This is a genomic window from Asticcacaulis sp. AND118 (assembly GCF_020535245.1).
Taxonomy (GTDB): domain Bacteria; phylum Pseudomonadota; class Alphaproteobacteria; order Caulobacterales; family Caulobacteraceae; genus Asticcacaulis.
The window spans coordinates 25,164-39,055 of the sequence record NZ_CP084911.1; the positions used below are offsets into that span (position 1 = coordinate 25,164).

A 13,892-nucleotide genomic window follows, 5' to 3' on the forward strand; every position below is an offset into this window, starting at 1 on the left:
TCCTTATCGACTGTTACACAACGGACTTCGCAAAACGAGGTGCGTGTGAGGCGATGACGGTGAAAAACAGACGTTGGTGGATGATCGGGCTGGGCGTCGTGGCGCTCCTATTGGCCGGATGGGGCGTGAAGGCCCTGTTCTGTTCAAAGCCAAAAGCGCCACCGGTCATCAGCGCCCCCGCCGAAATCGGCAATGTCGAGCGCACGGTTCTGGCCACCGGTTCGCTGGAGCCCTACACTCTGGTAAGCGTCGGGGCGCAAACCTCGGGCCGCGTCGAGCGACTGGCCGTCGAACTGGGGCAGGCCGTCAAAAAGGGCGATCTGATCGCCGAAATTGACTCCCAGACCCAGAACAACAGCCTGCAAAGCGCGCAGGCCGACCTCGCCAATATTCAGGCCCAGAAGGCGCAGGCCGAGGCGTCTCTTGCCGAGGCCAGACTCAACTATGAACGCCAGAAAACCCTTTATCAGGCCGACGCCGGCGCGCGCGCCGACTTCGAAGCCGCCGAAAGCGCCTATCGTAGCGCCGAGGCCAATATCCGCGCCCTGAACGCGCAGATCGCCAAGGGACAGGTCTCGGTCAATACGGCCCGCATCAATCTCGGCTATACGCGCATCACCGCGCCGATCGACGGTACGGTGCTGGCCATCGTCACCAAGGAAGGCCAGACCATCAACGCCAACCAGACCGCGCCGACCATCATCAAGATGGGGCAACTGGACCGCATGACGATCAAGGCGGAAATCTCCGAAGCCGACGTGGTCAATCTCAAACCCGGCATGGAGGTCTATTTCACCACCCTGGGGCAGTCGAAGAAACGCTATAATGCGACCCTTCGCACCATCGCGCCGGCACCGGAAACCATCAAGGAAAACGACAGCGTCACCACGGCGGACGCCACCTCGGCCATCTATTACAATGGCGAATTCGACGTCGAAAATGAAGACGGGGCGCTGCGCACCTTCATGACGGCGCAGGTCAATATCGTGCTGGAAAGCGCGAAGAACGTCCTGACCATTCCGTCGACGGCGCTGGGTCAGCCTGATCGGGACGGCAGCTATAGAGTCAAGGTCGTGGACAAGGATCAGAAGATCAGCGAGCGTAAGGTGATCATCGGCGTCAATGACGGCACGAAGGCCGAGGTGAAGTCCGGTCTCAAGCGCGGCGAACGCGTGGTGACGGTCGAAGGCGCGCTCGATCCGGCGAAGAGCGATACGGGCAATATGCGCCGACGCGGCCCTCCGGGCGGCGGCTTGTAAGGAGCCGCCCGTATGAAAACCCAGGTCAGAACACCGCCCGTCCTCAAGGTGGAAAAACTGCGCCGCGACTTTCCGGCGGGCGAGGGCACCATCACCGTCCTCAAGGATATCGATCTCGAAATCGGTCCGGGCGAAATGGTCGCCATTGTCGGACAGTCGGGGTCGGGCAAATCGACCCTGATGAATATTCTCGGCTGCCTCGACCGGCCGACCGCGGGCCTTTATACGGTCGGCGGACGGGCTACGGGCGAACTTGAGCCGGACGAACTGGCCGAACTCAGGCGCGAGCATTTCGGCTTTATCTTTCAGCGCTATCACCTGCTCGGCGATCTGACCGGGCTCGGCAATGTCGAGGTGCCGGCCATCTATGCCGGCGTGCCGCCCGAAGCGCGCAAGGATCGCGCCCGTGCGCTGCTGACGCGGCTGGGGCTGGCCGAACGCACCCGCCACCGTCCGGGGCAGTTGTCCGGCGGGCAGCAGCAGCGCGTCTCCATCGCCCGCGCCCTGATGAACGGCGGCGAGATCGTGCTGGCCGACGAACCGACCGGCGCGCTCGATTCCAAATCGGGCGAAGAGGTCATGCGCATCCTCAAGGGGCTACACGCCGAAGGCCACACCGTCATCATCGTCACCCATGACAAGGCGGTGGCGGAACACTGTCAGCGCGTCATCGAGATCAAGGACGGCGAGATCATCGCTGACCGTCCGGGCGCGGGTCAGGGCGAGGCGGATACCGAACCCCTGCCGCCGCAGGTGGCCCGCGGGCGGTCCGGCATGGCGGCCTTTGCCGACAGCTTCGGCGAAGCCTTCCGCATGGCGATCCTGGCCATGAACGCCCATCGGATGCGCACCTTCCTGACCATGCTGGGCATCATCATCGGCATCGCCTCGGTCGTCTGCGTCGTGGCGCTTGGGGCCGGGTCGCGGCAGAAGGTGCTGGAGCAGATTGCCTCCATCGGCACCAATACGCTGGAGATCATGCCGGGGTCAGGCTTTGGTGACCGAAGGTCCGGGGCCATCCGTACGCTTGTGGTGACCGACGCCCATGCGCTTGAGCGGCAGCCTTATGTCGACAGCGTTACCCCGACCGTGCGCACCAGCGTCACCGTCAAATACGGCGCCGTGGCCAATACCGGTCAGGTGCAGGGCGTCGGCGGACAGTATTTCCGCGTCAAGGGCCTCGAAATCGCCGAAGGCAAGCTGTTCGGCAGCGCAGAGATCGACGCCTCGGCTCAGGACGTGGTCATCGACCAGAATACGGTCAAGACGATGAAGTTCCGCGGTTCGCCCATCGGCGAGGTCATATTGCTGGGCTCGACGCCGGCGCGCATCATCGGCGTGCTGAAGGAACAGACCGCCAGCTTCGGCGGTGGCAATGACAGCATGAATATCTACATGCCCTATACGGCGGTCAATACGCGGATGCTGGGCACCACCACCCTGCGCTCGATCACCGTGCGGGTGAAGGACGACACCGAAAGCGCGGTGGCCGAAAACGGCGTCACGGCCCTGTTGACCCAGCGCCACGGCACCAAGGACTTTTTTATCATCAATACTGACCAGATCCGTCAGACCATCACCGCCACCACCCAGACCCTGACGGTGCTGATTTCGGCCATCGCCGTCATCTCTCTGATCGTCGGTGGCATCGGGGTGATGAACATCATGCTGGTGTCGGTGACCGAGCGCACCTCGGAAATCGGCGTGCGCATGGCGGTCGGCGCGCGACGGGCCGACATCATGCAGCAGTTCCTCATCGAAGCCGTGCTGGTGTGCCTGATCGGCGGGGTGCTGGGGATTGCCGCAGCCCTGCTGTTCGGCGTGATCTTCGCGCAGTTTTCTACCGATTTTCGGCTGGTCTATTCGACCTCGTCCATCATCGCCGCCTTCGCCTGTTCGACCCTGATCGGCGTGATCTTCGGCTTTTTGCCCGCCCGCAGCGCCGCGCGACTCGATCCCGTCGCCGCGCTTTCGAGGGATTAGGACTATGAAAAAAACATTTGTTTTGCTTCTGCTTTTGTCATCAGCTCTGACGGGGTGTCTATCCACGCCCTATGAGACGCCGGCGGTCAATACGCCGGACAGTTTCGCCCATTCGGCCCAGACCGGGGCCTACGCCGCGCCGGACAAGTGGTGGGAGACCTTTGGTGATGCCCGCCTCAACCGCCTGATCGACACCGCATTGACGAAGAACAACAACCTCGCCGCCGCGGCTCTGCGCGTACAGAAGGCGCAACTTCAGGTGCTTGGCGCGCGGCTAGATCAATGGCCGCAGGCCAGCGGCAGCGTATCGGCGCGCCAGAGCCTGAACGACAGCGACTCGTCCTTCGTCGGCGACGACGGAACGGTGCAGTCGTCGGGCGATGATGTGACCTATAGCGCCAGTTTCAGCCTGGCCTACGAACTGGACCTGTGGGGGCGGTTGAAGGCCACGACCGACGCCGCGCGTTTCGAGGCCACAGCCACCGAAGCCGATCTCGAAGCCGCGCGTCTGGCCCTGATCGGCACGACGGCGCAGGCCTACTGGCAGATCGCCTATACGCATCAGCAGATCCGCGACGCCGAACTGAGCCTCGACTATGCCCGTCGCGTGCGCGACATGGTGCGCGTCCAGCATCAGGCCGGTTCGGTGTCGGGCATCGAAGTGTCTGAGGCCGATCAGACCGTCAATACACAGGAAGCCAGCCTCTCGGGCTTACGTCAGCAACTGGTGGAAAACCGCGCGGCTCTGACCTTGTTGCTCAACGGAGAGGCTTGGCCGGAAACGGACGAGGCGACCGAACTGCCGGCCTATGACTTCCCGGCCATAGCGCCCGGGTTGCCGGCAGAATTGCTGGCGCGGCGTCCGGACCTCAAGGCCGCCGAAACGCGTCTGCGCGGCACGCTGCGCAGCGTCGACGCCACCCGCGCCGGCATGTATCCCGCCCTGTCCCTGACCGGTTCGACCGGCGGATCATCCACCGAACTCGGCAAGGTGCTGTCCGATCCGTCTTCGACGCTGGGGGTGGGGGTCAGCCTGCCCTTCCTCAACTTTGCCCAGAACGACATTACGGTGAAATCGGCGCGCAAGGATTATGAGATCGCCGTGGTCGAGTTCCGCCAGACCCTGCTGGAAGCCTTCGCTGATGTCGATAACGCCCTGTCGGCGCACACGCGACTGGCCGAGCAGGGGGTGAAGCTCGACGCCAGCCTGAGCGCCGCCGAGCGCAGCGAACAACTCTATGCCCTGCGCTATCGTACCGGTGCCGTGGCGCTGCGGGTATGGCTCGATGCGCAGGAACAGGCGCGTTCGGCGCGGCTGTCGCGCGACAATAACCGCCTGTCGCGCCTGATCAATCAGGCGACCCTGTATCAGGCTCTGGGCGGCCGCGCGACGCAGTAGGCAAGTCGGCCGTTTGCTGCTAGAACGGGCGGCATGTGGAAGCGACTGAGCCGTATTGCCGGACTGCTGGCCTTCGTCATTGCGACGATGGCAGGACCGGTCATGGCTCAAACGAAGCCTGTCGAGCCCATGCCCTGCCATGAAATGAGCATGGCGGGCGACCACGGTGCGACGCATGAGATGCCCGCCAAGAAAACTCATGGCGACTGCGGCAGCGCCTGTCAGTGCCCGGTCAGCCATTGCGCGCTAGGGCAACTGGTCTTGCCGTTTGCGGGCGCGCAGATCGTCTATGTGACGTCCGACCGCGCCCGGCTTTCGACCGATCAACGGTTGAATTTCGCCCTGAGCGATGACCTGTTGCGGCCGCCGCGCGCCTGAAAACCTGACTCGAACTGCGCCTGATACCTTGGCGCACCTGTCACTGTTTTCAGGAAAACTCTCATGAAATCCATGCTTTTGGCGGGTTTTCTCAGCCTGTGCGCCTCTGTGGCGCTGGCCGAGACCCGCACCTACGACCTGACCATATCGCAGGTCCAGTCGACTATAGGCGGCAAGGCCGTCCCCAAGATCGCCGTCAACGGCTCTATCCCCGGCCCGGTCCTGCGCTTTACCGAAGGCGACGAGGCGGTCATCCGCGTCACTAATGCGCTGAAAGAGCCGACCTCGGTCCATTGGCACGGTCTGCTGCTGCCGGGACTGATGGACGGCGCGCCGGGCTTCAACGGCTTCAAGGGCATCGCGCCGGGTGAAACCTTCACCTACCGCTTCCCGATTCGTCAGTCCGGCACCTACTGGTATCACTCGCACTCGCTGGGTCAGGAGGCCGACGGTCTATATGCCGGCATCGTCATCGACCCGAAGCGCCCCGACCCGATCCAGGCCGACCGCGACTATGTGGTGCTGCTGTCCGACTACCATCAGGACAGCGCCGCGCGCATTCAGGCCAATCTGAAAAAGTCCTCGGAATATTATCAGTATAAGCGCCGCACGGTGGGCGACCTGTTTAAGGACACACGTGAACAGGGCGTAGGTAAGGCTCTGAAATCGGCTGGAGAATGGGGCAGGATGCGTATGCTGCCCACCGACCTGTCGGATGTCACCGGCTATCGCTTTCTGGTTAACGGCCTGACGACGGAACAGAACTGGACGGGCTTGTTCAAACCGGGCGAGCGGGTGCGCCTGCGCCTTGTCAACGCTTCGGCCATGACCATGTACGACGTGCGCATACCGGGGCTGAAAATGACCGTGGTCGCCGCCGATGGCCGCCCGGTCGAACCGCTAGAGGTCGATGAGTTCCGCTTCGGCAATGCTGAAACCTATGACGTCATTGTCACCCCGACCGAAGACCGCGCCTATACGCTTGCCGCCGAGTCGATCGACCGCGAAGGCTTTGCGATTGGCAACCTGGCGCCGCGTGAAGGCATGAAGGGCGAAATCCCCACCCATCGTCCGCGCGCCGTGCTCAAGATGGGCGACATGAATATGGACGTCATGATGCGCGACGATCCGAACATGGACATGACGAATATGGACCATTCCAGCGGCTGGGCCGAAACCGGCGCACCGGAAGGGACGGTCGTGCTCGATTACGCCGATCTCAAGAGCCTGACGCCACATGAGGATACGCGCGAACCGACGCGTTTCATCAAGGTCGTGCTGGGCGGTAATATGGAGCGCTATATCTGGACCATCAACGGCAGGACCTTTGCGCCGGAAGACGGCATCCAGTTGGCCTATAATGAGCGGGTGCGGCTGATCTACGTCAACGAGACGATGATGGCGCACCCGCTGCACCTGCACGGCATGTTTGTGCAGCTTGAGAACGGTCAGGAGGCGGCGCGCCTGCCGGACAAGCATACGGTGATCGTCCCGCCGGGCCAGACCGTGTCGGTGTTATTGTCGGCCAATGAGCCGGGCGACTGGCCCTATCATTGCCATCTGATGTTCCACATGCAGTCGGGTATGATGACCACCCTGCGCGTTGCGAAGCCGGAATCCGGGTTCGTGCCGCCAGCGGCCGAGCCTCAGGACGATCATTCCCAGCACGGGGAGGGTCATCATGCGCATCATTAAATTAGGGAACATCCTCCCCTGTAAGCGCAGCGCCACGGGGGAGGTGGCGGGCTTGTCCCGCCGGAGGGGGCAGTCCCAACGTAATTATGCCCCCTCCGTCTGCTCGCAATGTCTCGCAGCCACCTCCCCCGCTATGCAGGGGAGGATGATAGGGTTAGCGCTTCTCATGCTGTTACCTTTCGCCGCACAGGCGCAGGCGGCGCACGACCATTCTGCGACCTATCACGCCGTATGGCTGGACACCGGTTATGGTCGTCACGACGGGCAGGACAGCGCCCATTGGGATGCCGACGGCTGGGTCGGCGGGGATACGCATAAGCTGTGGCTGAAAAGCGAGGGCGAGGTGCGTGACGGCGACACCGAGGGTGAGGTATGGGTCCTCTATAGCCGCAATGTCTCGACCTTCTGGAACGCCCAGATCGGCGTGCGTCACGATTTCGGGGACGCGGATCGGACGTATCTGGCGGTCGGCGTCAACGGTCTGGCGTCCTATTTCTTCGAGACGCAGGCGCATCTGCTCGTCCGCGGCGACGGGGCGATCGGGGCGCGGTTGCGGCAGGAAAACGACCTGCTGCTGACCAACCGCCTGATCCTGTCGCCGTCGATCGAGGTCAATGCGATCAGCAAGGCCGATCCTCAGCATGGCACGGGCTCCGGCCTGACCGATGCCACGGCGGCCCTGCAACTGCGCTATGAGATCAATCGCCGCTTCGCGCCCTATGTGCAGGCGGATTATCAACGCAAGCTCGGCGAGACAGCGGATCGAGCGCGCGCCGCCGGGAAATCGGATGAAGAGACCCGCGTAACTCTTGGTATACGCTGGCTATTCTGATAATGTAAAAGGCGTCCGGATTGCTCCGGACGCCTGATTTTTTGAGCCAGATTGGCTGACTACAGCTTATATTCCAGACCGAACCACAGCTTGCGGCGCGAGGCCGGCATGGTCGAGTCTGCGCGATCGAAATCGGCGTATTTGACGCTGACGGTCAGATTCTTGGTCAGGCCGCCCGACGCCTGCACGTCCCACTCCGTGCCCACTTCGCGCGGGTTACGGTCGGTGCGGAAGTCGTGATAGCTGACGATCAGGCTCGGCTTCTTGAGGAAACCGATTTCCTTGGGATGCGTATAGGTCGCCGTGAAGTTCAGGTCGTTCAGGCCATCCGGCAGCATCTTGTTGCCGTTGGTCGAAAAGGCGTCGGCCCAGCCGCGGATATTATGAGCGCTGCCGATGGGGGTGATGAAACCGCGCACCCCGTTGCCTTCATTCTTCTCATAGGCGGCGACGACTTTCCAGCGTCCATGATTGACGCCCACCTCACCATTCACAGCCTTGAGGCTGAAATCGCTGGGATTATTGCCGTTATCGACCTGCTTGGCGATCAGGCCGGCATAGGTCAGCTTGGTCGTCTTGCCGAGCGGCTTTTCCCCGCTGAGGCGCAGGCCCGTGGTCAGGGTCGAGTTATAGGCCGAATTCTTGAAATCGAGCGCATAGACAAAGCCCTGCACCTTGAGCGCCGGCGAGGCGGCATAGCCGACATTGAGCAGGTGGGTGTCGGAATCCCAGTCGGCGTGTTCGCCGGCGGTGCGGTTGATCTTGGTGAGATAGGCGTAGGTCGTCGACCACTTGCCTTGCTTCACATCGACGCGCAGGGCGTCGAAGGTCATTTCGTCCTGACGCCAGCCCGAATTGCCGACGAAACGGTTGTCGTCGATCAGGATGCGCTGACGGCCCGCCGTGACCGTCGTCGTCTTGTTCGGCGTCCAGGTCAGTTGCAGGCGGTTAAGTTCGGTGACTTCCGGATCGTTGACCGCCGCATAGGCCGTCTTGCCGTTATAGCCGGAATTATAGTCGTCCTGCAGGGCGCGGACGTCTTCGAACTCCACTAGAATCTTCACCTTGCCGAACTGGCCGCTCTCGAAACCGACGCGATTGCGCCAGGTCAGGGCCTCGGCGTCCTGAAGGCCGGGTTGCGACACGCTTTCGGCGCGCAGGCGGGATTCGAGGATGGGCTTGGACTTGGAAAGCGCTTCGGAAAAGGTGTCCGCATTTGCGCCGGTGGCGACGGTGGCAAGCGCGAGGGTGCTGATGGATACACGCAGGATCATAGGGGTACTCCGATACTTGGATGAGTAACCCTCTCATAAAATAGGTAATTTTTTGCAAACGCCGTTACGGCAACGCGCGGGTCGACTCACGGACGATAAGCGAGGTGTCAAAAACAACCCGCGCAGGGGCCCCCGGATCCCGCTGCAGCAACCGGTCGACGGCTTCGTTGGCCATGTCCTCTATGGGCATTTCGACTGTCGTGAGGGCCGGGGCCGAAGTGCCGACCCACGGGGCGTCGCCGAAGCCGATAATGGACAGGTCCTCCGGCACGCGCAGGCCGCTGCGGGCGGCGCGGCGGACGACGGCCAGCGCGATCTGATCCGTCCCGGCGAAGATGGCGGTCACCGAGCGGTTGTCGATGGCGGCCCCTACGGCGGGTTCGAGGTCGTCGGAAAACCCCGTCTCGACGTGGAAAACGCACTCGGCATCGGCGCTCAGGCCGCTGCGGAACCCCTGGCAGCGTTCGGTCATGCTGTTCAGGCTCATCGGGCCGGAGACGATGCCGACCTTGCGGTGCCCCCGCGCCATCAGGTGCGCCGCCGCCTGACGGCCGCCGCCCGTATAGTCGGCCAGTATCAGCGACAGACCCACGGCTCTGCGGTCCATGATAACGGTCGGCAGTTCCGGCGGCGGCGTGGCGGTGTCGAGGTCGCGCACCGGAAACCACACCAGCCCGTCGACGCCGCGCTCGATCAGGCTGGCTATGGCCTGCTGTTCCAGCCGCACATCGCCTTCGGTATCGGCGATGACGACGTAGTGGCGATCGGCGCGGGCGCGGCGCATGACCGCCTGTGCCAGACCGGTGAAGAAGGGATTGGCGAAGTCGGGCAGAATGAGGCCCAGCGTCCCGGTGCGGCCGGTGCGCACGGCGCGCGCCGACAGGTTCTGCCGATAACCCAGATCGGCGGCGATTTTCAGAATGTGCGCGCGCACCTCGCTGCCCAGCGAGCCTGTGCCGTTGATGGCGTAGGAGGCGCTGGCCAGCGAGACATCGGCGGCCTTGGCCACGTCTTTCAGCGTGATGCGTTTAACCGGTCGCGACTCGTCCGCCATGCTTCCCCCCATAATAGCTTTCAGACCTCGTGCCTGCCGGAGGCGAAGATGCAGATCAGGGTGATCAGCGCCGCCGCCAGAAGATAGTAACCTACATGACTGAGGCCGTAATTGACCTGCAACCAGGTGGCGGCATAGGGGGCGAGCGAGGCCCCGAAAATGCCGGCGAAATTAAAGGTCAAGGACGCGCCTGTATAGCGCACATTAGCCGGGAAGGGTGCCGCCAGCGCTGTGCCGATCAGGGCGTAGGTCATGCCCATCAGCGCCATGGCGACGATCGAAAAGACGAAGATGCTGCTTTCGCCGCTCATCAGGGGGGCGAGCGCAAAGGAGAAGACCGCGATCAGCGCCGTGGTCAGGATGAGGATTTCCCGGCGGCCGAAACGCTCCGCCAGCTTGGCCGACAGCGGGATGAACAGGCCGAAGGCGATAGAACCCAGAATCTGCACTTCGAGGGCTTCGACGAAGGGGATTTTGAGCACCTTGACGTTGTAGGAGAGAAGCCATGCGCTGCCGATATAGAAGAGGACGAAGGTCACCAGCGCGACGAAGGTGCCGAGGAACAGCGAACGCTTGTGACGGCTGAAAATCTCGACCAGCGGCACCTTGACGCGCTCTTCCTTGTCGATGGCGGCCTGAAACTCCGGCGTTTCGGTGATCGACAGACGCACCCACAGGCCAACGACGATCAGGGCCAGAGAGGCGATGAACGGCACGCGCCAGCCCCAGCTCAGCAGGGCTTCCTGCGAGATGAAGTGCAGCAGCACCCAGAAGGCCCCCGACGACAGCAGAAGGCCTATGGGTGCGCCCAGTTGCGGGAACATGCCGTACCACGAGCGCTTGCCTTCCGGCGCGTTCTCGGTGGCCAGCAGCACCGCGCCGCCCCATTCGCCGCCGAGCCCGAAGCCCTGACCGAAGCGGCACAGCGACAGGAGCAGGGGGGCCAGCACGCCGATCTGTTCATAGCTGGGCAGGCAGCCGATCAAAACGGTGGAGACCCCCATCGTCAGCAGCGCCGCCACCAGCGTCGCCTTGCGTCCGATACGGTCGCCGAAATGTCCGAAGACCATGGCCCCGACGGGCCGGGCGAAGAAGGCGATGGAGAAGGTGGCGAAGGATTGCAGCAAGGCCGAGGTCGGGTCGCTGGTCGGGAAGAACAGCGCCGGAAAGACCAGCACGGCGGCGGTGGCGTAGACGTAGAAGTCGAAAAACTCGATCGTCGTGCCGATCAGGCTGGCGACCAGCACCTGAGCGGGAGAATTTACGGGTTTCTGGCCGGCGCTGGCCGCCGAAGGGGCATTGGACATGAACGGAATCCTGGGTTCCCTGTGATCAGGGTTATCCCATCGCCGTAACGCATTTTCTGCCCTGGCGAAAGCCGCAAACGTTTTTAGAGCATTGCATATTGGCGCGATTGCCCCCCGGCGTCGGACAGATCGAAACGGATGTCCTTCATGCCGTAGTCGATGCTGACCCGTGCGAACTGACGCAGGAAGTCCATGCCGATCAGCAAGGCCGGCTCGCCGTTCAGATGCCACGCCCCGAAGCTCGGCACGTCGGCCATGGCCAATGCTCCGCTGAAACGGATGTTCTTCAGCCGCACATCGGCGGTGGCCATCAGGCGGCCTTCGACCTCGCCGCCGGTGACGCCGACCAGCACCAGCGGGTGCAGCTCGCGCAAACGACCGCGCCGCTGAAGCGCCTGCATAAGGGCGGTGTTGCCGATCGACACCTCGGCCCCGCTGTCGATAAAGGCCTTGGCGCGAACGCCGTTGACGCGGCAGTCGCTGGCCCTCAGACGTCCGTCCTTGCCGGTGACGTCGATCATGGCTGCGCCGGTGCCGCGGAACAGGGGCTCGAAGGGTTGGGACGGGGAGAGTATCAGCGCCTTACCGGCAAAATCGAAGGTCACCCGGCGGTCCTGAATGACGTCCAGCCCCAGAAAACCGTCGGCGGACAGAAAGTGCCGCGGCAGAACCGGCAGGCGCAGGTCGGTAAAGGCGAAAGGCCCGACGCCCAGGTGTTTCACCCGCGCCAGCGTGGCGGGAAGATCGCGCGCCAGCCCCTTGACCATCACCCGGTCGCTCATCGGCAGGTCGAGCCGGGCCGCGACATCCCCGGCGAGGACCGAGGTATCGGCGCCGGTATCGACGATGAACGCGAATGGGCCGGCGCCGTTGATGAAGGTCTTTACACTGAGGTGCCGCGAGGCCAGCGTCTCGGCCAGCAGACGCACGGGAGTCTCCGGGGATGCGTCGTCAGCCTGCGCTCGCCCCAGCGGGCTACACACCAGCGCCCCGCTCAGGCCGAGACTCAGACTCAGAGCCGCGCGCCGCGACAGTCCGCCCTCGGACCTAGCCTGATCCCTCATGTGAAGGCTCCCTGCCTATATATCTGTTTTTTGGATATATTGCGCCTGATGCCGGGTTTGCACAACGGCGTTTTTCACAGTGACGTATGGCGCGTTTATCTGCCGGGCTTTAAGTTCCCGGCTCAAGCTACAGGAGATTTTGGCATGGCGCGCATATGGGCAAAGCGTTTCGGAGGATTGGGTTTTGTGGTGGCGGTGGCCCTGAGCGCCTGTTCCGCCGAAGCGCCGCCGGCTGATTCCGCGGCCAATGCGTCGGAAAGCGCCGTGGCGGAGATAGCCGCGCCGGTCGCGCCGCAAAGCGCTTCGGCCGCCGCCTCGACGGCGTCGCAACCCGCCTATGCCGGACGCTGGACCGGCGTCGAAGGCACCTATATGACCATCACGCCGAAAAGCGGTGACGCCTATGAGGTGGTGATGGCCGATCTCGACGGCCCGAAAACCTATGCCGGGACGCTGAAGCCCGATGGCCTGCACGTCGATCGCAACGGCACGCCGCTGGTGATCGTGCCCGGAGACGGCGAGGCCACGGGCATGAAATGGCTGGCGGATAAGTCCGACTGTCTGGTTGTCGCCGCCAATGAAGGCTATTGCCGGGACTAACACAAAGAACGCCGGCCCGAGGCGATCGGACCGGCGCTTTTGTTCGTAACGACAAACCGCTTTACGACGCCATCAGGTTGATGGCGGTGTTGATCAGTTCGACCGGTCGGAAAGGCTTCTGGATTTCGGCATCGGCCCCTGCCGCGATGGCGGCGGAGGTGGCGCGGTCCGAGCTGACGCGGCTGTCGAGGCCGGCCGACATGGCCAGCACGCGCACGTTGGACCAGGTCGATTTGATGACGCGTATGCCCTGAAGGCCGCCCATGCCCGGCATGAAGATGTCCGACACGATCAGATCGACATGGGCGATATCTTCGTTTTCCAGCGCCTCTTCCATGCTGTGGGCGATGGAGACGCGGTAGCCGTTATCGCCGAGGATTTGCGCCGTCAGCGAGGCGACGGTGTGGCTGTCGTCGATCACCAGAGCGTGCTTGCGCTTGCGGCCTTCCGAAGCGTCGGCCTGCGCCGATTCGACAATGGCGCGCAGTTGCGGACGCGAGAAGGGCTTGCGCAGGATGTAATCGACATTGGTGCTGCGCGCCAGTTTCAGCGTGCTGTCCACCGAGGCGTCGCGAGAGCCGGCGGTCATGACGGCGATAGTGGCGTCCAGTGCGCGGTCGCGAATCTGGGTGATGTGTTCAAGGCTGTTGTCTTCGCCCAGAAACACGTCGACGAAAATCAGGTTCGGGCGCTGATGCAGCATGATTTCATGACATTCGGCTAGCGAGCGGGCGATGACGTAGTTCCAGTCTTCATCTTTCAACATGCGTCCGACGATGTTCGCCTGAGTCAGGCTGTCCTCGATGATCAGCGCCAGTCCTTCAGCCATTCTTGCCTCGTTGCGTAAGCCTTGCGCACCTTCGTGCGTTTCAATGGCATACTCAATACGACGTTATTCTTAATATATGATGAGGTTGCAGGCGGTCGGTTCGAACTCTGGCATGACTTTGGCCAGACACTGAAACGTCGCATTGTGATCAATTTCACACACGTAACCTTGTTTTACGTGCAAAATTTGCAAATCTGACAAATTGGGGTTTCTTTTTG

12 protein-coding genes are annotated in these 13,892 nt (G+C 62.8%); 7 read left to right on the forward strand and 5 right to left on the reverse strand.

What is annotated here, in order from left to right:
* Positions 1-53: 53 nt before the first annotated feature.
* The 6 genes from LH365_RS13700 (at position 54) to LH365_RS13725 (ending at position 7,546) form a co-directional block, all read left to right on the forward strand.
* Positions 54-1,259 (forward strand): efflux RND transporter periplasmic adaptor subunit, encoded by a 1,206-nt coding sequence (locus tag LH365_RS13700; protein ID WP_370639761.1) that lies wholly within the window; start codon positions 54-56, stop codon positions 1,257-1,259.
* 12 nt (positions 1,260-1,271) lie between these two features.
* Complete coding sequence (locus tag LH365_RS13705; RefSeq protein ID WP_226745921.1) at positions 1,272-3,242, forward strand: MacB family efflux pump subunit; 1,971 nt, start codon at positions 1,272-1,274, stop codon at positions 3,240-3,242.
* A gap of 4 nt (positions 3,243-3,246) precedes the next feature.
* A complete protein-coding gene (locus LH365_RS13710; protein WP_226745922.1) occupies positions 3,247-4,641 on the forward strand; it encodes an efflux transporter outer membrane subunit in 1,395 nt (464 codons plus the stop codon).
* Positions 4,642-4,674: 33 nt separating this feature from the next.
* A complete protein-coding gene (locus LH365_RS13715; protein WP_226745923.1) occupies positions 4,675-5,019 on the forward strand; it encodes a hypothetical protein in 345 nt (114 codons plus the stop codon).
* A 63-nt stretch (positions 5,020-5,082) separates the two neighbouring features.
* Positions 5,083-6,714, forward strand: a complete 1,632-nt coding sequence (locus tag LH365_RS13720; protein WP_226745924.1) for a copper resistance system multicopper oxidase — start codon at positions 5,083-5,085, stop codon at positions 6,712-6,714.
* 166 nt (positions 6,715-6,880) lie between these two features.
* On the forward strand, positions 6,881-7,546 hold the full coding sequence (locus LH365_RS13725; protein WP_226745925.1) for a copper resistance protein B: 666 nt from the start codon (positions 6,881-6,883) through the stop codon (positions 7,544-7,546).
* A 59-nt stretch (positions 7,547-7,605) separates the two neighbouring features.
* Here the strand turns inward: LH365_RS13725 and LH365_RS13730 are convergent, their stop codons facing one another.
* From LH365_RS13730 to LH365_RS13745, 4 genes are all read right to left on the reverse strand, one after another.
* The gene (locus LH365_RS13730; protein WP_226745926.1) at positions 7,606-8,820 is read right to left on the reverse strand and encodes an alginate export family protein; all 1,215 of its coding nucleotides are present in this window, start codon (positions 8,818-8,820) and stop codon (positions 7,606-7,608) included.
* A 64-nt stretch (positions 8,821-8,884) separates the two neighbouring features.
* On the reverse strand, positions 8,885-9,874 hold the full coding sequence (locus LH365_RS13735) for a LacI family DNA-binding transcriptional regulator (RefSeq protein ID WP_226745927.1): 990 nt from the start codon (positions 9,872-9,874) through the stop codon (positions 8,885-8,887).
* Between the two features lie 20 nt (positions 9,875-9,894).
* Positions 9,895-11,181, reverse strand: coding sequence for an MFS transporter (locus LH365_RS13740; protein ID WP_226745928.1), 1,287 nt, complete (start codon positions 11,179-11,181; stop codon positions 9,895-9,897).
* A gap of 83 nt (positions 11,182-11,264) precedes the next feature.
* Complete coding sequence (locus tag LH365_RS13745; RefSeq protein ID WP_226745929.1) at positions 11,265-12,245, reverse strand: aspartyl protease family protein; 981 nt, start codon at positions 12,243-12,245, stop codon at positions 11,265-11,267.
* A gap of 144 nt (positions 12,246-12,389) precedes the next feature.
* Here LH365_RS13745 and LH365_RS13750 point away from each other — a divergent pair, with 144 nt between their 5' ends.
* Positions 12,390-12,845: a hypothetical protein gene (locus LH365_RS13750; protein WP_226745930.1), complete on the forward strand. Its 456-nt coding sequence runs from the start codon at positions 12,390-12,392 to the stop codon at positions 12,843-12,845.
* A 61-nt stretch (positions 12,846-12,906) separates the two neighbouring features.
* On the opposite strand, the gene LH365_RS13755 is transcribed toward LH365_RS13750, so the two are convergent.
* Positions 12,907-13,674: a response regulator gene (locus LH365_RS13755; protein WP_226745931.1), complete on the reverse strand. Its 768-nt coding sequence runs from the start codon at positions 13,672-13,674 to the stop codon at positions 12,907-12,909.
* Positions 13,675-13,892 lie beyond the last annotated feature (218 nt).